Origin of the sequence: Pseudidiomarina sp. (genome assembly GCF_048267825.1) — a bacterium.
Classification (GTDB): Bacteria; Pseudomonadota; Gammaproteobacteria; order Enterobacterales; family Alteromonadaceae; genus Pseudidiomarina.
In genome coordinates, this window is record NZ_JBLWWR010000007.1 from 24,082 (window position 1) to 41,364 (window position 17,283).

The window sequence follows — 17,283 nt, forward strand, 5'->3', positions numbered from 1 at the left end:
CAGTTGATGAGCCCAACAGACCTGCAATTTGACGCAGTTGTTATTGGAAGTGGCCCCGGCGGCGAAGGTGCAGCAATGCAACTAGCTAAAAACGGGCGCAAAGTAGCAATGGTTGAAAAGCACAGTTCAATTGGTGGTGGTTGCACCCATTGGGGTACCATTCCTTCGAAAGCTTTACGCCACTCGGTCAGTCGCCTTATCGAATACAATGCCAACCCATTATTTGCAGCGGAGCGCATTCAGCGCGGGTTAACCTTTGCCGAAATACTCCGCCACGCGCAGGGTGTCATTCGTAAACAAGTGGGGTTACGCAGCAGTTTTTATGAACGTAACGGTGTTCACGTAATTCATGGTACTGCCGAGTTCGAAACACCGCACCGCTTGAAAATCACGCAAACTGACGGCACCACAGAATACATCACGACGAAACAGGTGGTCATCGCGACTGGCTCGCGCCCCTACCATCCACCTGATGTTGATTTCAGCCATGAACGCGTTTACGACTCGGATACCGTACTGAACTTAACCCACGAGCCGCGCAGTATTATTATTTACGGCGCTGGCGTAGTGGGTTGTGAGTACGCCAGTATATTTCGTGGTCTTGGCGTTAAAGTCGACTTAATTAACACACGCAGTCGCTTACTGAGTTTTTTGGATGCCGAGATTTCTGACGCTTTGAGTTATCACCTGCGTAATAGTGGTGTGGTGATTCGTCATAATGAAGAATACGAGCGCATCGAAGGCCACGAAGATGGCGTGACCTTATATACACAATCGGGTAAACGTATCGATGCCGATTGCTTGCTATTTGCTAACGGTCGCTCCGGCAATATTGAGCAGCTCAAGGTGGATAATGTGGGTTTGAAACCAAACCATCGCGGGCAACTTGAAGTGAATAAGCATTATCAAACCAAAGTCGACTCTATTTATGCCGTGGGCGATATTATTGGTTACCCTTCTTTGGCTAGCGCGGCCTACGATCAAGGCCGTATTTGTGCAACCGCGATGTTATTTGATGAATGTGATCAGCGGTTGATCAGTGATATTCCAACTGGGATTTATACCATTCCAGAAATCAGCTCCGTGGGTAAAACAGAAGAAGAACTGACAGAACAAAAAGTGCCGTATGAAGTGGGCCGTGCGCAGTTTAAACATTTAGCGCGCGCTCAAATTTCAAATATGGCCGTAGGTAACCTGAAAATTTTGTTTCATCGTGAAACCAAAGAAGTGTTGGGTATTCATTGTTTTGGTGAGCGCGCCTCTGAAATTATTCACATTGGCCAGGCCATCATGGAACAAAAAGGTGAAGGCAATACCATTGAGTATTTCATAAATACCACGTTTAACTACCCGACTATGGCTGAAGCCTACCGGGTAGCAGCATTGAATGGTCTGAATCGAGTGCGCGGTTAACGCGCACTTTCGGCTTTTATCTCTAGCGGCAATTCGACACGCACACACAAACCGCCAAGTCGCTGGCTGCTGCCAAACAGCACGCGACCGTGGTGCCGTTCCACAATGCGCTTCACAATCGCTAAACCAAGGCCAGAGCCCTTAGTGGATCGTGCCTTGTCACCTTGCGTAAAGGGTTGCAACACGTGCTCAATTTGATTTGCGGGAATGCCTGGCCCATCGTCACAAACTTTAAACCAAGCCATTTTCCGCTGGTTGTCATAGCCCGTTTCAACCAGCACTTTTTCGTGCCCATAGCGCTCGGCATTTTCCAACAAGTTAATCAAAACACGCTTGATTGAAATTTCTCGTACTGGAACGTCAGGCATCTCGTTATAGATAACTTCTATTTTGGAGTGCCACGAATCGGGAACATGAGCAACCACATCTTCAACCAAATAATTGAGGTTTTGTTGGTCGTTATCAGCCGAAGTGTCGCTGCGAATGTAATCAATAAACTGATCGATAATGGCGTTCATATCGTCAATATCGCTGATGATTCCTTCGGCCAAATAATCTTCATTCGGTGGCATCATCTCGGTCGCCAAGCGAATACGTGTCAGCGGAGTGCGTAGGTCATGCGAAACCCCAGCCATCAGCAGCGCCCGGTCTTGCTCAAGTTGCTTGACTCCCTGACTCATCTGATTAAACGCTCGCGTTACGGCAATTACCTCGCTGGAACCGCGTTCTGGCAACTGATCGGGATAGTCGCCTTGGCCAATCTGCTTGGCGGCGGCCTCGAGCGCTTTAAGTGGACGGTTTTGCCAATTCGTAAAAACCATGCCGCCGAAAACGCTCAGCGCACCAATCAGTACTAAATAAAACAGCAACGGCGAAAACCGTGCTTCATCGAAGCTATCGAGCTCAATGACCAACCAATAGCCAGGTAGGTTTTCGGTGCGCAGCCACACTTTATAGACCGCCCCTTGCGAAATTCGTACTTCGGTATTCGCTTGCAAAAGGTCAGATAATTGAGCAGAGAGGAAATTATAAGTCGTGGTGTCCGCCAACCCTTGCTGAACCGCATCATTAACACTGACACCCCGGATTCCCGTCGCCTCGGTGTAGCTTGTTACCAGTGTTTGTTGCTGTTCCGCGGTCAATTCGACCTGATCAATCCATTGGTCAAGCGCCAAAATACCCTGCACCTGTCGCGCAACCACGCTGCTAATTTGTTGCATGCTTGGTTTCACCACGTACAAACCGATCATAATGTACGACACAATTTGATTGATCAGTAATAACGCGGCAATTAACGCGACCGTACGGGCAAATGCCGAACGCGGAAATAAATGCATATTAGTTTGATTTACCTGCTGCCTGTTTACCGTCTGGAACAAACACGTAACCCAGCCCCCACACCGTTTGAATATAGCGTGGGTTGGCCGGATCAGTCTCAAGCATGCGGCGCAAGCGTGAAACTTGCACATCAATGCTACGTTCTAAAGCACTGTAGTCACGGCCGCGTGCTTGGTTCATCAGCTTGTCGCGTGACATTGGCTGACGCGGGTGTGTAACCAACGCCTTCAATACAGCAAACTCACCGCTGGTGAGTGGCATCGGTTGATCACCACGGAACATTTCCCGTGTGCCTAAATTAAGATGAAACTCACCAAAGGAAATTTCTTGGTCTTCTGCGCTTGGTGCGCCAGGAATTTCTTTGCCGCGACGGCGCAGCACCGCGCGGATGCGTGCCAGCAATTCGCGTGGGTTGAACGGCTTGGCCAAGTAATCGTCGGCACCAAGCTCAAGCCCAATAATACGGTCTACTTCATCTCCCTTCGCCGTTAGCATAACAATGGGAATGTCATTGTTTTGCTGACGCAAACGGCGACAAATCGACAAGCCATCTTCGCCCGGCAACATCAAGTCGAGAACCAGCAAATGAAAGTTTTCACGTTCCAGCAAACGATTCATCTGCTCGCCTTCGCCTGCGGAGCGCACGTAAAAGCCTTGTTCTTGCAAGTATCGATCAAGCAAACTGCGCAACCGCGCATCATCATCTACAACGAGAATTTTAAAGGTTTCTTGGCTCATAATTTTATGCTCAGTGAAGCTAACTTTTGCACTATATGCGATGCAAACTAGTTTGCCAACAAAGGCTTGTAACGAAAGGTTTCAGGCGTACTCAATCCGGTTACGACCATTGTGTTTGGCTTGATACAACGCTCGGTCTACCCGGCTTAAGATACGCTCTCGATCGTCGCCTTCCTTAAGCATGGTTACCCCGATACTCACGGTTACTTGGCCGTGTTTAAAGGTATGCGCTTGCACGCTATGACGAATTCTCTCTGCGGCGGTAAACGCGCCTTCACTACCAACATTTGGCATAATAACAGCAAACTCTTCGCCACCCACCCGTGCGGCTGTATCAATGTCACGTGTAAGGCCGCGCAATAATTTCCCGATACTTCTCAGCACCTCGTCGCCCTTGCTATGCCCATGACTATCATTAATTGCTTTAAAATGATCCACATCAAGCAGTAGTAAGCCCCCTGTGCTTGCGTTGCGTTTCACCAACGCCAAATGCTTTTCGAGTGAGGCTTCAAAACTTCGGCGGTTATCTAATTGGGTCATTTCATCTGTGGTGGCAAGTCGCTGTAGTTGTTCGTTCAGTGCAAGTAGCTGTTCTTGTTTCGCTTCTAAATCTGCTTGTGCTAATTCCAGAGCATCGGTGGCCTCGCGCTCCGCGGCGAACGCCTGCTCTGCTTCTTTACGGGCGCTGAGCAGTTGGTCTTCAAAAATGAATCGCCGCTGAATCGGCATCATCGCGAACATATAGACTAAGCTGCCATCCGTTTCAACCGCAGTGGCGTTCATTAGCACAGGAACTTCGTCGCCTTTTTTATCACGCAGCCGCAAATACATTTCTTCCACATTGCCATGGTGTTGCAATAAGGGAAAAACGTGTGTGAGAAAGAACAACTTACCCGAACGAGTAAATAGCGAATTAATGCTTTGCCCAATCAATTCGTTGCGTTGATACCCAAGCAAATTCAGCAGCATGTCGTTAATTTCAACAACATGATGATTATTGTGGATGGCCATTAGTCCAACCGGCGCGTGACCGATCCAATGCTCAGATTTGATCATAAATTTGCCAGTATCTCCTGACTAACGTTTTCCGGGGCGCTTAAATGCGGGTAATGCCCGATGGCATCGAGCCGAACTAGCTTTGCTTGTGGAATGTGTAGCGCCATGAAATGAATCACCTCAAGCGGCACAATAACATCAACGTCGCAGTACAGTAAGGTGATGGCCACAGGTATCTGGCTGAGTTTGTCACGGTTGTCCGACAAAAACACTGCCTCGGCAAACTTACGCGAAATAACCGGATCGGAATTCGCAAAGCTTTTTCTTAATTCGTCAGCAAATTCTGGTCGATGGCTGTTTTTCATTACTATTGGGGCCAAATAACCAGCCCACTCAAAATGATTGCGCTCCATCATGGATAACAACTCGAGAATATCTTCGCGCTCGAATCCGCCTTCGTAGTCACAATCATTGACGTATCGAGGCGAGGGCCCAATTGCGATAAGTTTTGAAAATAAATCAGGTCGCTTAATTGACGCCAGCATAGCCATCATACCGCCAACAGAATGCCCAACAAAGTCGATAGCACCGTAATTGAGGGCCTCAATGACTTCGATGAGATCATCAACATACCCGTCTAGATCACTGTATTTCTTGAGCGTATAAGCACTAAAATCCGAACGTCCGCACCCGACATGGTCGAACGTTATTGGCGCAATAGTAGCGGGCATGTAAGAGATGACCGGCTCCCAAATTAATTGGTCACACCCAAAGCCATGCCCAAATAGCACTGGGCGGCCCTGTTTGCGGTGCTCTATAATATGATTCCGTCGGCGTACATCGACTTTCGGCATGGTTTACTCCGCAGCTGCAATTGATTGAAAATAGGATCTTCGCACCTGTATTTCCAGTCTTTTCTTGCCACAATAGCGTTTGAACGTCACTCTAGTCTTCGATTTTTTTAGTAATAACGCTTAACTGAGCCAAAGAGCAACCAAATAACCGATGAAAACAAATCTAATTAGCCGTACGGGTTATCTTAAACTTCAACAAGAGTTGGACCACTTGTGGCGCGTAGAACGTCGTGAAACCACTGAAAAAGTAACTTGGGCAGCCAGCCTTGGCGATAGAAGTGAAAACGCGGATTACAAATACAATAAGCAGAAGTTGCGTCAAATTGATCGCCGCATTCGGTTCTTGCGCAAACGCCTTGAGCAACTAAAAATTGTCGACTACTCCCCGCAGCAAGAAGGCAAAGTGTTCTTCGGTGCCAGTGTTGTCGTTGAAGACGAGCATGGTGAACAACGTAGCTTTACGATAGCTGGCCCCGACGAAATTTATCAACGCGACGATGTTATTTCGATTGATGCCCCCATGGCACGTGCAGCACTTGGCAAGCAAGTTGACGATGAGTTTGTGGTGCAAACCCCCAACGGCCCCAAACTTTGGTTTGTGAACCAAATAACTTACCACTTTACGCGATAACAACACCTAAACGCACACAAGCCAGAATCAGCCTGATATACTTGGGCACATTTTTTGGTTCACAAGGACAACATGAGAGAAGCTATGAGCTCGATTACTCAGCAAATCGCGAACGAATTAGCGGTCAGTTCGCAGCAAGTACAGGCTGCTATCGCGCTACTTGACGACGGTGCTACGGTGCCTTTTATTGCCCGTTACAGAAAAGAAGCAACCGGCGGTTTAGATGACACGCAACTGCGTAATTTAGCCCAGCGATTAACGTACTTGCGTGAGCTGGATGACCGGCGCACCGTGATTTTAGCAAGCATACGTGAACAAGGTAAGCTGACGGCCGAACTCGAGCAGTCGATTTTATCAACTGAGTCAAAAACCGAGTTAGAAGATTTATATCTACCGTTTAAACCGAAACGTCGCACCAAAGGGCAAATTGCTATTGAAGCGGGTATCGAGCCACTTGCAGATGCTCTATTTGCTGACCCGAACTTAACGCCTGAAACGGAAGCGCAACAGTTCATTAATGCCGACGCTGGTTTTGCTGATGAAAAAGCCGTGCTTGATGGCGCCCGTTTTATACTGATGGAACGCTTTGCTGAAGACGCCGCGTTGCTGAAAAAAGTACGTGACTATTTATGGAATAATGCAGAAATCACCAGCACACTGGCCCCCGGCAAAGAAGCGGAAGGCGCAAAATACCGCGACTATTTCGAATTTCATGAAGCCGTTAAGAAAATACCTTCGCATCGCGCACTGGCGCTATTTCGCGGCCGTAACGAAAGCATCTTGCAACTCAAGTTAAACGCTGACCCACAACAAGAAGACCCGAAAGCACGTAGCCATGGCGAGCATATCATTGCTGCGCACATTGGCTGGCATGATCAAGGCCGCGCTGGCGATGCTTGGTTACAACAAACGGTTCAGTGGACATGGCGCATCAAAATTCTGCTGCACATGGAAACCGAATTATTCGGTTCGGTTCGTGAACGCGCCGAAGCCGATGCCATTCAAATTTTTGCCAACAACTTAAAAGACTTGTTGATGGCAGCACCGGCGGGCGACAAGGTGACCATGGGGTTAGACCCAGGTGTTCGCACCGGCATTAAAGTTGCGGTGGTGGACTCAACCGGTAAAGTGCTCGGCACCAATACGGTATTTCCATTCCAGCCGCAAAACCAGGTCGACAAGGCCATGCGTACCTTGGCCGGTATGTGTAAGCAACACAAAGTAAAACTCATTTCGATTGGCAATGGCACGCATTCCCGCGAGACAGACAAGCTGGTTGGCGAAATGCTAAAAGCCAACCCGGAAATAAAAGCAGCGAAAGTGATTGTTAACGAAGCGGGAGCGTCTGTTTATTCTGCGTCTGAACTTGCGGCCCAAGAATTTCCTGATTTGGATGTGTCGCTTCGTGGCGCGGTATCAATTGCTCGCCGGTTGCAAGACCCACTCGCTGAATTGGTGAAGATTGAGCCCAAATCAATTGGGGTCGGCCAGTATCAACACGATGTTAGCCAAGCGCAACTCGCACAAAGCCTCGATGCTGTCGTGGAAGATTGTGTGAATGCTGTCGGTGTGGATATCAACACCGCTTCAGTGGCTTTGCTGGCGCGCGTTGCGGGTTTAACCAAAACGCTTGCGCAGAACATTGTCGCGCATCGGGATAGTCATGGTCGCTTCACGGCGCGCAAACAACTGCTGAAAGTTGCCCGCATGGGACCTAAGTCGTTCGAGCAAGCGGCCGGCTTCTTGCGCATCATGAATGGTGAACAGCCATTGGACAGTTCAGCCGTTCACCCTGAGGCTTATCCTGTTGTTGAGCGCATTGCTGCTGCAAATGCACGCAAAGTGAACGACATCATTGGCGATTCAAGTTTCCTAAAAAGCTTAAACGCTGCCGATTATATCGATGACACATTCGGGCTTCCGACCATACAGGATATCTTGCGCGAGCTGGATAAACCGGGCCGCGATCCGCGCCCTGAGTTTAAAACAGCGAGCTTTAAAGAAGGTGTGGACGACATCAAAGATTTGAAACCTGGCATGACACTCGAGGGCGTTGTCAGTAATGTCGCTGCCTTTGGTGCTTTTGTGGACATTGGTGTTCATCAGGACGGTTTAGTACACGTATCGGCGTTGGCAGATAAGTTTGTCAGTGACCCACGCGAAATCGTTAAGGCGGGCGATATTGTGAAGGTCAAAGTGCTTGAAGTTGACGTACCACGCAAACGTATCAGCTTAACCATGCGCTTGCATGATGAGCCAATGGCTCAAGCACCCGCTGCGGCGAACACAAAAACCTCAGGAAAGCCTAAGCAGGCGGCCTCTGCCAAACCAAAGGGTAAACCTGCAGCGCCAGCTAACTCAGCTATGGGCTCAGCTTTTGCTGATGCCTTTGCCAAAGCAAAGAAATAGCACCCACAAAAAAGCCGACCGTAGCATTGTGACTGCGGTCGGCTTTCAATTCTTATTCATCAATTAAACGCTTTGTGTACCTTGCATATTGCCTTGAATTGTTCGTTGCAATAGTTGGTGGAACTCGCGTTTATGCGCGACGAATACCTCACGCATTGCATCCGCTTTAGCCTGCAGCTCTGCCAAGGTGGGCACATGCACGCTGTCTACCAATGCTTTCGTTTTAATGTCTAACAATTGCTTGCGTACCTGATAATATTCGCGCAACTTGGCAACCATAACGTCAAATTCATCATGCAGTTTGGCCATAGTCGTTTCACAAGATACCTCCGCTTGCGCGGTGGCCTTCTTAAACTGCATTTCTAAACGCGCTTTTTCAACTTGATAACCGTTAGTGCGTTTTAGGTTGCGCGTTAAGCCAACCCACGAGCACGCGCGAATCAACCACTTGGTTGGGTCAAAGTGCCACCAACGAATTCCATTCCGGTAATCGGCTGAAAAAATATGGTGGTAATTGTGATACCCCTCACCAAAGGTCAAAAATGCTAACACACCATTATCGCGGGCCGTGTTGCGGTCAGTGTAAGTTTGCTTACCCCAAATGTGCGCCAGCGAGTTAATAAAGAATGTTGTGTGGTGATTAATCACTAAGCGAGCAAACCCCACTAAAATTATTGCGCCCCATACATCACCAAGCATCAAACCTAGCGCGACAGGCCAACCGAAGGTGGTTAATAGCGTTAAGGTTAAATAATTGCGATGTTGCCACATTACAATTGGGTCTTTTTGAATGTCTTTCACGTTGTCGTAGTTGGTGTAACGTGACGCTTGATATTCACGCAGCATCCAACCGATGTGCGAATACCAAAACCCGCGTTTTGCCGAGTACGGGTCTTTGTCGTTGTCGTCAACATGCTTATGGTGTTCGCGGTGATCAGACGACCAATGCAATGCACTGTTCTGCACTGCAAGCGCGCCACCTAATGCGAATAGTATGCGCAATGACCAATGTGCATCATAAGTACGGTGCGCCCACAACCGATGGTAACCGGCAGTAATTGAAATACCAGCAAAGCCAATTGTCGCAATTAAGCCAACAATCAGGCCCGGAGAAAAACCATGGGTGAAGCCGTACCAAGGTACGCCGATAGCCGCGACTAAAAAAGTAATGGCAAAAACACTTAGGTTAAGCCAAAGAATTGGGGGTTTTTCAGCGGCTGCTGAATTTTGATGTGACGACATAAATATAAACCAACTTAACTACGTAAAAGAAATACACATTCATTTCAGTGAACACGTGTTCGCTCAATTTACCTATACCAGTCGCTCAACGCAAGCATTATCGCTCAAAAAACGATGAATTGCGTGAACACACGTTCACTGACATAATCACCTTTGACGACATTTAGAGCAGAGAGTTCCATCACTATGGCAGGCGTTCGAGCAGCCCAGAAAGAGAAAACCCGCCGCGCACTTATTCAAGCGGCCATGAACCAGTTAAGTGCGGAACATGGATATGCCAGCTTGAGTTTACGGGAAGTCACGCGTGAAGCCGGTATTGCACCAACTTCTTTTTACCGCCATTTTCAAAACATGGAAGAGCTCGGCTTAACGTTGGTCGACGAAGGTGGCCTAACCCTGCGCCAGCTATTACGCCAGTCACGCCAACAAATCGCCAAAGGTGGCTCAATCATACGTGCCTCAATAACCACCTTTATGGAATTCGTCACCAATAACACCGCTATTTTTCGTCTGCTTCTGCAAGAGAAATCTGGTAATTCACGGGAGTTCCGACTCGCGGTAACACGTGAAGTAGAACATTTCACCGCTGAGTTGGTCGATTATTTAGTGGATGAACAAAAATTTGAACGCTATCTTGCTGAGCTGCAAGCCGACGCGATTGTTCGAATTGTTTTTAGCGCAGGCGCCGACGCACTTGATGCCGACGCAAAAGAACGGCATCGGCTGGCTGAACAAACAATTGCGCAGTTACGCATTGTTGCACTTGGCGCAGAAGCTACCCGTACAGCGGCCAAAACCACAGAATAAGAGGCACGGTTGCAGCGGTTAAAACCACAGTCAGCGGTAACCCTAACTTCCAGTAATCGCCAAAAGCATACCCACCAGGGCCCATAACTAAGATATTCGACTGATGCCCAATGGGGGTAATAAATGGCAGCGCAGCACCAACCGCAACCGCCATTAGGAATGGATCTGGCGCAACACCCAAGCTTTCCGCCATGTTTAAACCGATTGGTGCCATCAGTACTGCGGCTGCGGCGTTATTTACAATATTCGACAAGCTAATGGTCACTACCAGTAGAATTGTCATGGCAACCGCCGCTGGTGCGTCACTACTCACAACCAACGCCCATTCCGCTAGCGTATGCGCCGCCCCACTTCGCTCTAAGGCTCCCCCCAACGGTATGGTCGCACCAAGTAACACAACGATTGGCCAATCGACATTTTCGTACAATTCGCGTAACGGAATAATGTTCGCTAACACCATAGCGCCTGCAGCGGCGGTAAAAGCTACCGGCACCGACAAATAGCCCAATGCGCTGGCTAGAATAGCAATCGCAAAAATGGCAAGCGGGGTAAACAGTTTTTTCACGCCACCAATACGCATACTGCGCTGCGCTAACGGGAAACATCCAAAACGACGAAACACATCCGTTAGAATTTCAGCGTCGCCCTGCAACAACAATACATCACCCGGCTTGAAGCGAATATTGGCTAAATTTGGTTTCACCGGCTGGCCTTGCCGCGCAACTGCAAGCACATTCACGCCAAAGCGGTGGCGCAAGCGCAAATCCGCAGCTGAACGCCCAATGAGTCTGGAGTCAGGGCCAACAACCCCTTCCACCACTTGTACTTCATCGGAAATCAAGAATCGATCGGCTAGTTCTTCATCGGCATTGAGCTCAAAACCGGTTGCATCAATTATTTGCTGTAACGTTTCGGTATCGGCTTCAATAATCAGCACATCTTCGGGTTTAATCCGGTAATAGCGTGGTGGTGCCGTTGTAACGGTTTTACCTTGCTTTACCGCAACAATGGCAAAGTTATCTTTAATTTTGCTTTCGAGCTCAAACAACGTTTGCCCAACAAAGTTGGCTTCTTCGGGAACCCATAATTCGGTTATATACGAACTCATGTCGTAAGGTGAGTTGGCTGCATCCCGGCTGGTGGTATTCGGCACCAGCCAGCGACTGGTAACCCACATAAATACCAAACCAATTGCAGCTAAACTCAAGCCGACGGGGGTAAAGTCAAAAATACCGAAGCTATTGCCCAGAGCGTCTCGACGAATGTCCGCAATGATAATGTTTGGCGGTGTACCTATCATGGTAATGGTACCGCCCAACAATGAACCAAAGGCCATTGGCATCAGTACTTTGGAAGCGTGACCCAGACCACTGCGCGATAACTGCAGTGCCACCGGAATCATAATGGCCATCGTACCTGTGTTACTTATAAAAGCAGAGCATATGGTGGTAATGGTGGTTAACGCGATCATTTGAATCCACGCCTTATCACCAACTCGCTTCATTAAGGATGCAAGCGCGTCAACTACGCCAGACCGCCACATGGCATGACTGATAACCAGTACCGCTGCAACCGTGATCACGGCTGCATTGCCAAACCCAGAGAATACATCTTGGGCAGGAACCAACCCCAATGCTGCTGCGATTAACAGCGCCAGCATGGCGACAATGTCATAGCGCCATTTATCCCAGACAAATAGCACCAGCGCTCCAATTAAAATCGCGCCTATCAATAGTTGGTCTAGCATGGGGTACCCAAAGCTTAAAATGTTGTTAACAGATTGGCGTTATTTCGTGGGAAGTCAATAATTTTACTGGTAGTATTAATAAAATAATACGAATAAATCTTGAACAACAAAGCAACGAGGAGTTCATTATGCTTCGCAGCATTGGCGCCATTTTAGTCGCTGCGGTATTAACCGTTCCCAGTTTCGCGCGTGATATCACGTTGCAAGAAACGGTTACCGTAAAATCAATTAATAGTGCGGCTCTTGCTGCCGACGGCCAGTTGGCAGCATTTACCCGCGTCGTTCCACGTACCCCGTATAAAGATGAAGACGGTGGTGCCTACATTGAGCTTCACACCGTGCATGGCGATGCAACCAGCGTGCCATTCATTACCGGTAAAGAGTCAGTGCGCTCGGTGAGCTTTAACGGCCAAACAATTTATTTTTTGGCTAAACGCGATGATGCGAAGCACACCAGCTTATACAAAATGGCAACCACCGGTGGCGAGGCGCAACTCGCCCTGAGCCATGACGCCGCCATTAACAGCTATGCGGTTAGCAATAACGGTCGCTACATTGCTTTTCGCGCTCGCTCTAAAGCCGATGAAACCAAGAGTAAACTTGCCGAAAAAGGCTTCAAAGCAGAAATTTATGAAGAACAAAACGAATTTACACACCTTTGGCTTTATGACACGCAAGCCGATGACGCGAAGCCTGTTCAGTTAACCACTGATACGCAAGTATTGTCCGTTGCCTTTCGCCCAGAGAACGATCAGCTGTTGGTTCGTGTCGCGCCTACAGCCCTGGTTGACGACAATTACATGAGCACACAATACCAACTGCTCGATTATGACGGCAAGCAAGTCAGTACGTTTGAATCAGTTGGTAAGCTCGGCAAAGCTGAGTTCTCGCCTGATGGCCGTTATTTGGCAGTGATTGGTGCTGCGGATTATAACGACCCAGCCTCTGGCCGGTTGTACGTGTATGACACCAGTAAAGAGAATGAAAGAACCAACGTGCTGCCCGATTATCAAGGCCATGTGCAAGATATCGCCTGGCGCCGCAATGATGAGCTTATTTGGTTAGGTCATCGTGGTACGCAAAGTGAAGTGCAAGCGTTGACCATGCAGTGGTTTGAAAGCCGCATACTCATGGAGCCAAGCAAACTGGTTGCGGTCGACATTGAAGTTGCACCCGGTAAAAGCGATGTTCTGGTTCGGGCACACAGCAGTGCACATCCAACAGAGTTATTTCGCATTAGTGGACAAACCATCACGCGCCTAACCAATTCCAACCCATGGTTAGAGGATGTCACCATGCCCCGCCAGGAAACCATCAGTTACAAGGCCAGTGACGGCCTAGAGCTTGAAGGTGTGGTGGTTTACCCAACGGATTATACCGAAGGCAAACGTTACCCACTTATCATGGTGGTGCACGGCGGACCAGAAGCCCATTACAGCAATGGTTGGCTTGATCGTTATGGCAGCCCGGTAAAATACGCTGCGCAACAAGGTTATGCGCTGTTTTTCCCAAATTATCGTGGCAGCACCGGTCGCGGCGTCGAGTTTTCCAAGCTCGGCCAAAATGACTATGCGGGTAAGGAATTTGACGACCTTGTTGATGGCAAAAACCACTTGGTAGAAATGGGCCTTGTCGACGAAACTAAAGTGGGTATCACCGGTGGCTCGTACGGCGGCTTTGCTTCAGCTTGGGGCGCAACTGCTCTGACGGAACATTTCGCAGCAAGTGTGATGTTCGTTGGTATCAGTGACAACATTTCAAAATTCGGTACCACCGATATTGCCAAAGAAATGCACGCGGTTCATGCACGCAGTTACCCGTGGGAAAAATGGCAATGGTACCTTGAGCGCAGCCCGATTTATCATGCTGAAAAAGCCCGTACACCTATTTTGATCATGCACGGCAAAGAAGACACGCGTGTGCACCCAAGCCAGTCCATGGAGCTATACCGTTATTTGAAAACCCACGGTAAGGTACCGGTGCGCTTGGTTTTATACCCAGGTGAAGGACATGGCAACCGCCGCGTTGCCGCACAGCTGGACTATTCCATGCGCCTGATGCGTTGGATGCAGCACTTCTTGGTTGAAGGCAACAAAGAAGCTCCAGCGCATGAGTTACCTCACGCTGAACAGCTATAGTTCAATCGGGTAATCACACATGAGCTGGCAAACTTTGCGTACGTTAGTTCAGAAAGGGTGGTGGGTTATCCACCACCCTTTTGAGCGTCAAGACCCACGCTACTGGCGTGTGCAATTAATGCAAAGCTTGCTGCTAATTTTGCAGGTCTACTCCGGCGCTTTTGTGGTGCTGAACCTGACGTTATTTGGCTATTTCGACATGGCGATAGCCAACTTGTGTGTGTTCACAGCTATTTTAGCCATACAAATCGACTTGCGTAAGAACCTAAACTTAGACCGCAGCGCCATGGCGCTTACCGGCACAATTGTGGTTTTTTTGGGCATCTATTTGGCCATTGCGCAAGGCCGCAACTATTCGTTTATTTGGTTAAGTTTAGTACCAACAATTTCGTTTTTCTTATTAGGCATTCGCCGCGGGCTATACGTAAGTGTGTTGTTTTTGACTGCAGCTATCGTTTTTATTGTCGTTTTTTCCCTAGACTGGCCCAGTTACGAACTGAATATTCCGAGTTACTTTAACATCGCGCTTTCGTTGTTCGCGTTACTGACTATTAGCCGTCATTACGAAAAATCCCGTACCGAAGCCTTCGCATTTTTGGCCAAACGTAATCAAGAACTGGAAATTTTAGCGGTTACCGACCCGCTCACTCAACTATTCAACCGTTCGCATCTTGACGCCATGCTCGAAATTGAACTGCAGCGCGCCAAGCGTGACAACGCCGATCTGTCTGTGCTGATTATTGACGCCGACCAATTCAAAACTCTCAATGACAGTTATGGACACCTGGTTGGTGATGAAGTGCTGGTTGAGCTGAGCAGCCTGCTGCAGAGTTGCACCCGCGCAACCGATGTCCTGGGTCGCTGGGGCGGTGAGGAGTTCCTGATTATTGCGCCGAATACCGATGAAGACGGAGCGGTGGAATTAGCAGAAAAAATTCGCGTGGCCGTTGGCCGACACCGTTTTACTAATGAAGATTTACATCTCACCTTAAGTATTGGTTCGGCAACACTTTCCCCAACCGACACACAAATATCCATTATACAACGCGCCGATGACGGCCTTTATCAAGCCAAGCATGATGGGCGCAACTGCACACGCCTTGGAAAATCTACGGCTTAACTCGCAGATACTTGTTGTTACATTACCTTTACATTAGTATATTCCAGTGTACGTAGTTCATGGAGTTCATCTATGAACTTTTTAGTCAGGTAATCGTCGTTTGCAGGCAGCCGCATGGATGTAGACAGAAATCGTTTCACGGAATCTCAGCCACTTGAGTACAGTCAGGGTTATTTACTTGAACGCGCTGTGCAGTCAAGCATCAACAGTATTGTCATTATTGATGCACTGGTTAGCGGGCGGCCTTTGGTTTATGCCAACGCCGCTTTTTACCGCACCACCGGCTATCACCCAACAGAAGTTCTTGGTAAGAGTCTTCATTTTCTGCAAGGGCCGAAATCTGACCCAGCAGCAGTCAATTCGGTAATTCATGCACTTGAGCACCATCAAGAGCTGAAAACGTCACTACTCAACTACCGAAAAGACGGCACCAGCTACTGGAACGAAGTGCATATTTCCCCCGTTCTCGATGCGACCAATAAAGTGACGCACTTTATTGGTGTGCTGTTAGACATTAGTGACAAACGCGCCATTGAAGAACAGCTCATTTACAATCAAACGCATGACCCCTTGACTGGCTGTTTGAATCGAAGTCACCTTGAAGAACGGGTTACGCATGATTTGGTGCTCGCAAAGCGGCAACGTCAAATGCTTGCGTTGTATTATATTGATCTGGATAAATTCAAAGCCATCAACGACGCTTTCGGCATCAACAGCGGCGACAACCTGCTCAAGCAAGTCGCTTCACGTATTCAGGAGCTGCTTGATCACGGTGACACCTTGGCACGGGTTAACGCCGACGAGTTTGTATTGCTGGTACCTGAGGTGGACGATGCCGATGAAGGGCATCGAATTGCGCAGCGGCTTCAGTCTGTATTCGCACAGCCATTTCAACTCGGCGAATACTCCATTACAGTTACCGCAAGTATTGGTATTGCGGCCTATGAGCCACAGCACAAAGTCAACGTGTTACCGGCGGCAGAGTCGCTGATTCAGCACGCGGACATGGCCATGTATCAGGCTAAGTTAGCCGGCCGTAATACGGTGCATTGGTTCTCTCAACAAATATCTTCGCAGCTCAGCGAAAAATTATTGCTGCGCCAGCAACTGCATGATGCGTTAACTCAAGAGCAGCTCGAACTTTACTATCAACCGATTCTTTGTTCCAACAAACAATCGGTGTGCGCACTTGAGTGTTTGTTGCGCTGGCACCACCCTGAACGCGGTATGGTTTCGCCCGCTGAATTCATTCCACTTGCTGAGGAATCAGGACAAATTGTGCCTATCGGCAATTGGGTTCTTGAGCAGGCCTGTCGTGACATCATGACGATAAACGAAGGCCGCGAGATACCGCTGTCGGTTGCGGTTAATATTTCGGCCGTGCAGTTTACTCAAATAACATTCCTGCAAACGGTTCGCGACATTATGACGCGCACGGGAATAAATCCGGAATGCCTTGAGTTAGAAATTACCGAAAGCGTATTAATGGCGGACGAAGAGCGCGCTATTGATACCATTCATACGCTCGATAGTATGGGAGTGCGGGTGTCGCTAGATGACTTTGGAACAGGGTATTCCAGCCTTGCGTACTTGCGTTTTCTACCCGTACATAAAATTAAAATCGACAGAAGTTTTGTGCGCGAAATTGCCCACAATAAGCGCGACAATGCGATTCTTTCAGGTATCGTTTCAATGGCGCACAAGTTGAATTTAATTGTGGTTGCCGAAGGTGTTGAAGACGAGTTGCAAGCGCAGCTGTTGCGCGAGTCAAACTGTGATTTACTGCAAGGGTTCTTGTATGCAAAGCCCCAGCCGCTCGCGCGGCTGGTTCTTAATTAACGTTCAGCGTT

13 protein-coding genes are annotated in these 17,283 nt (G+C 48.6%); 7 read left to right on the forward strand and 6 right to left on the reverse strand.

Annotation, left to right across the window (positions count from 1 at the left end):
* The first annotated feature begins 6 nt into the window (after positions 1-6).
* Positions 7-1,413, forward strand: a complete 1,407-nt coding sequence (gene sthA / locus ACN0UN_RS07340; protein WP_417659414.1) for a Si-specific NAD(P)(+) transhydrogenase — start codon at positions 7-9, stop codon at positions 1,411-1,413.
* On the opposite strand, the gene envZ is transcribed toward sthA, so the two are convergent.
* The 4 genes from envZ to ACN0UN_RS07360 form a co-directional block, all read right to left on the reverse strand.
* Positions 1,410-2,750, reverse strand: coding sequence for a two-component system sensor histidine kinase EnvZ (envZ, locus tag ACN0UN_RS07345; protein ID WP_417659415.1), 1,341 nt, complete (start codon positions 2,748-2,750; stop codon positions 1,410-1,412). The genes sthA and envZ overlap by 4 nt on opposite strands.
* 1 nt (position 2,751) lies before the next feature.
* Positions 2,752-3,489 carry a two-component system response regulator OmpR gene (gene ompR / locus ACN0UN_RS07350; protein ID WP_128352252.1) on the reverse strand — a complete coding sequence of 246 codons (738 nt, stop codon included), beginning with the start codon at positions 3,487-3,489 and terminating at the stop codon, positions 2,752-2,754.
* A gap of 81 nt (positions 3,490-3,570) precedes the next feature.
* A complete protein-coding gene (locus ACN0UN_RS07355; protein WP_128352253.1) occupies positions 3,571-4,545 on the reverse strand; it encodes a GGDEF domain-containing protein in 975 nt (324 codons plus the stop codon).
* Positions 4,542-5,339 carry an alpha/beta fold hydrolase gene (locus tag ACN0UN_RS07360; RefSeq protein ID WP_417659416.1) on the reverse strand — a complete coding sequence of 266 codons (798 nt, stop codon included), beginning with the start codon at positions 5,337-5,339 and terminating at the stop codon, positions 4,542-4,544. Before ACN0UN_RS07360 ends, ACN0UN_RS07355 begins: the two co-directional genes overlap by 4 nt.
* 151 nt (positions 5,340-5,490) lie before the next feature.
* Here ACN0UN_RS07360 and greB point away from each other — a divergent pair, with 151 nt between their 5' ends.
* Together greB and ACN0UN_RS07370 are read left to right on the forward strand one after the other, a co-directional pair.
* Positions 5,491-5,970: a transcription elongation factor GreB gene (gene greB, locus ACN0UN_RS07365; RefSeq protein WP_128352255.1), complete on the forward strand. Its 480-nt coding sequence runs from the start codon at positions 5,491-5,493 to the stop codon at positions 5,968-5,970.
* Positions 5,971-6,054: 84 nt separating this feature from the next.
* Positions 6,055-8,379 carry a Tex family protein gene (locus tag ACN0UN_RS07370; protein ID WP_417659417.1) on the forward strand — a complete coding sequence of 775 codons (2,325 nt, stop codon included), beginning with the start codon at positions 6,055-6,057 and terminating at the stop codon, positions 8,377-8,379.
* A gap of 63 nt (positions 8,380-8,442) precedes the next feature.
* Here the strand turns inward: ACN0UN_RS07370 and ACN0UN_RS07375 are convergent, their stop codons facing one another.
* Positions 8,443-9,621, reverse strand: coding sequence for an acyl-CoA desaturase (locus ACN0UN_RS07375; protein WP_417659418.1), 1,179 nt, complete (start codon positions 9,619-9,621; stop codon positions 8,443-8,445).
* Positions 9,622-9,807: 186 nt separating this feature from the next.
* Between ACN0UN_RS07375 and fabR the strand changes: the two genes are divergently transcribed.
* Positions 9,808-10,428, forward strand: a complete 621-nt coding sequence (gene fabR, locus ACN0UN_RS07380; protein WP_417659419.1) for an HTH-type transcriptional repressor FabR — start codon at positions 9,808-9,810, stop codon at positions 10,426-10,428.
* On the opposite strand, the gene ACN0UN_RS07385 is transcribed toward fabR, so the two are convergent.
* Positions 10,397-12,175 (reverse strand): SLC13 family permease, encoded by a 1,779-nt coding sequence (locus ACN0UN_RS07385; RefSeq protein ID WP_417659420.1) that lies wholly within the window; start codon positions 12,173-12,175, stop codon positions 10,397-10,399. The genes fabR and ACN0UN_RS07385 overlap by 32 nt on opposite strands.
* A gap of 128 nt (positions 12,176-12,303) precedes the next feature.
* On the opposite strand from ACN0UN_RS07385, the gene ACN0UN_RS07390 reads away from it, so the two are divergent.
* The 3 genes from ACN0UN_RS07390 to ACN0UN_RS07400 all read left to right on the forward strand — a co-directional run bounded on the left by ACN0UN_RS07390 (position 12,304) and on the right by ACN0UN_RS07400 (position 17,272).
* The gene (locus ACN0UN_RS07390) at positions 12,304-14,313 is read left to right on the forward strand and encodes a prolyl oligopeptidase family serine peptidase (protein ID WP_417659421.1); all 2,010 of its coding nucleotides are present in this window, start codon (positions 12,304-12,306) and stop codon (positions 14,311-14,313) included.
* A gap of 19 nt (positions 14,314-14,332) precedes the next feature.
* Positions 14,333-15,433, forward strand: a complete 1,101-nt coding sequence (locus tag ACN0UN_RS07395) for a GGDEF domain-containing protein (protein ID WP_417659422.1) — start codon at positions 14,333-14,335, stop codon at positions 15,431-15,433.
* Between the two features lie 114 nt (positions 15,434-15,547).
* Positions 15,548-17,272, forward strand: coding sequence for a putative bifunctional diguanylate cyclase/phosphodiesterase (locus tag ACN0UN_RS07400; protein ID WP_417659423.1), 1,725 nt, complete (start codon positions 15,548-15,550; stop codon positions 17,270-17,272).
* Positions 17,273-17,283 lie beyond the last annotated feature (11 nt).

Excerpts from the sequence above, each read along its gene's own strand:
- sthA (WP_417659414.1), top strand. The coding sequence starts at position 7 with ATGAGCCCAACAGACCTGCAATTTGACGCAGTTGTTATTGGAAGTGGC.
- envZ (WP_417659415.1), bottom strand. The coding sequence starts at position 2,750 with ATGCATTTATTTCCGCGTTCGGCATTTGCCCGTACGGTCGCGTTAATT.
- ompR (WP_128352252.1), bottom strand. The coding sequence starts at position 3,489 with ATGAGCCAAGAAACCTTTAAAATTCTCGTTGTAGATGATGATGCGCGG.
- ACN0UN_RS07355 (WP_128352253.1), bottom strand. The coding sequence starts at position 4,545 with ATGATCAAATCTGAGCATTGGATCGGTCACGCGCCGGTTGGACTAATG.
- ACN0UN_RS07360 (WP_417659416.1), bottom strand. The coding sequence starts at position 5,339 with ATGCCGAAAGTCGATGTACGCCGACGGAATCATATTATAGAGCACCGC.
- greB (WP_128352255.1), top strand. The coding sequence starts at position 5,491 with ATGAAAACAAATCTAATTAGCCGTACGGGTTATCTTAAACTTCAACAA.
- ACN0UN_RS07370 (WP_417659417.1), top strand. The coding sequence starts at position 6,055 with ATGAGCTCGATTACTCAGCAAATCGCGAACGAATTAGCGGTCAGTTCG.
- ACN0UN_RS07375 (WP_417659418.1), bottom strand. The coding sequence starts at position 9,621 with ATGTCGTCACATCAAAATTCAGCAGCCGCTGAAAAACCCCCAATTCTT.
- fabR (WP_417659419.1), top strand. The coding sequence starts at position 9,808 with ATGGCAGGCGTTCGAGCAGCCCAGAAAGAGAAAACCCGCCGCGCACTT.
- ACN0UN_RS07385 (WP_417659420.1), bottom strand. The coding sequence starts at position 12,175 with ATGCTAGACCAACTATTGATAGGCGCGATTTTAATTGGAGCGCTGGTG.
- ACN0UN_RS07390 (WP_417659421.1), top strand. The coding sequence starts at position 12,304 with ATGCTTCGCAGCATTGGCGCCATTTTAGTCGCTGCGGTATTAACCGTT.
- ACN0UN_RS07395 (WP_417659422.1), top strand. The coding sequence starts at position 14,333 with ATGAGCTGGCAAACTTTGCGTACGTTAGTTCAGAAAGGGTGGTGGGTT.
- ACN0UN_RS07400 (WP_417659423.1), top strand. The coding sequence starts at position 15,548 with ATGGATGTAGACAGAAATCGTTTCACGGAATCTCAGCCACTTGAGTAC.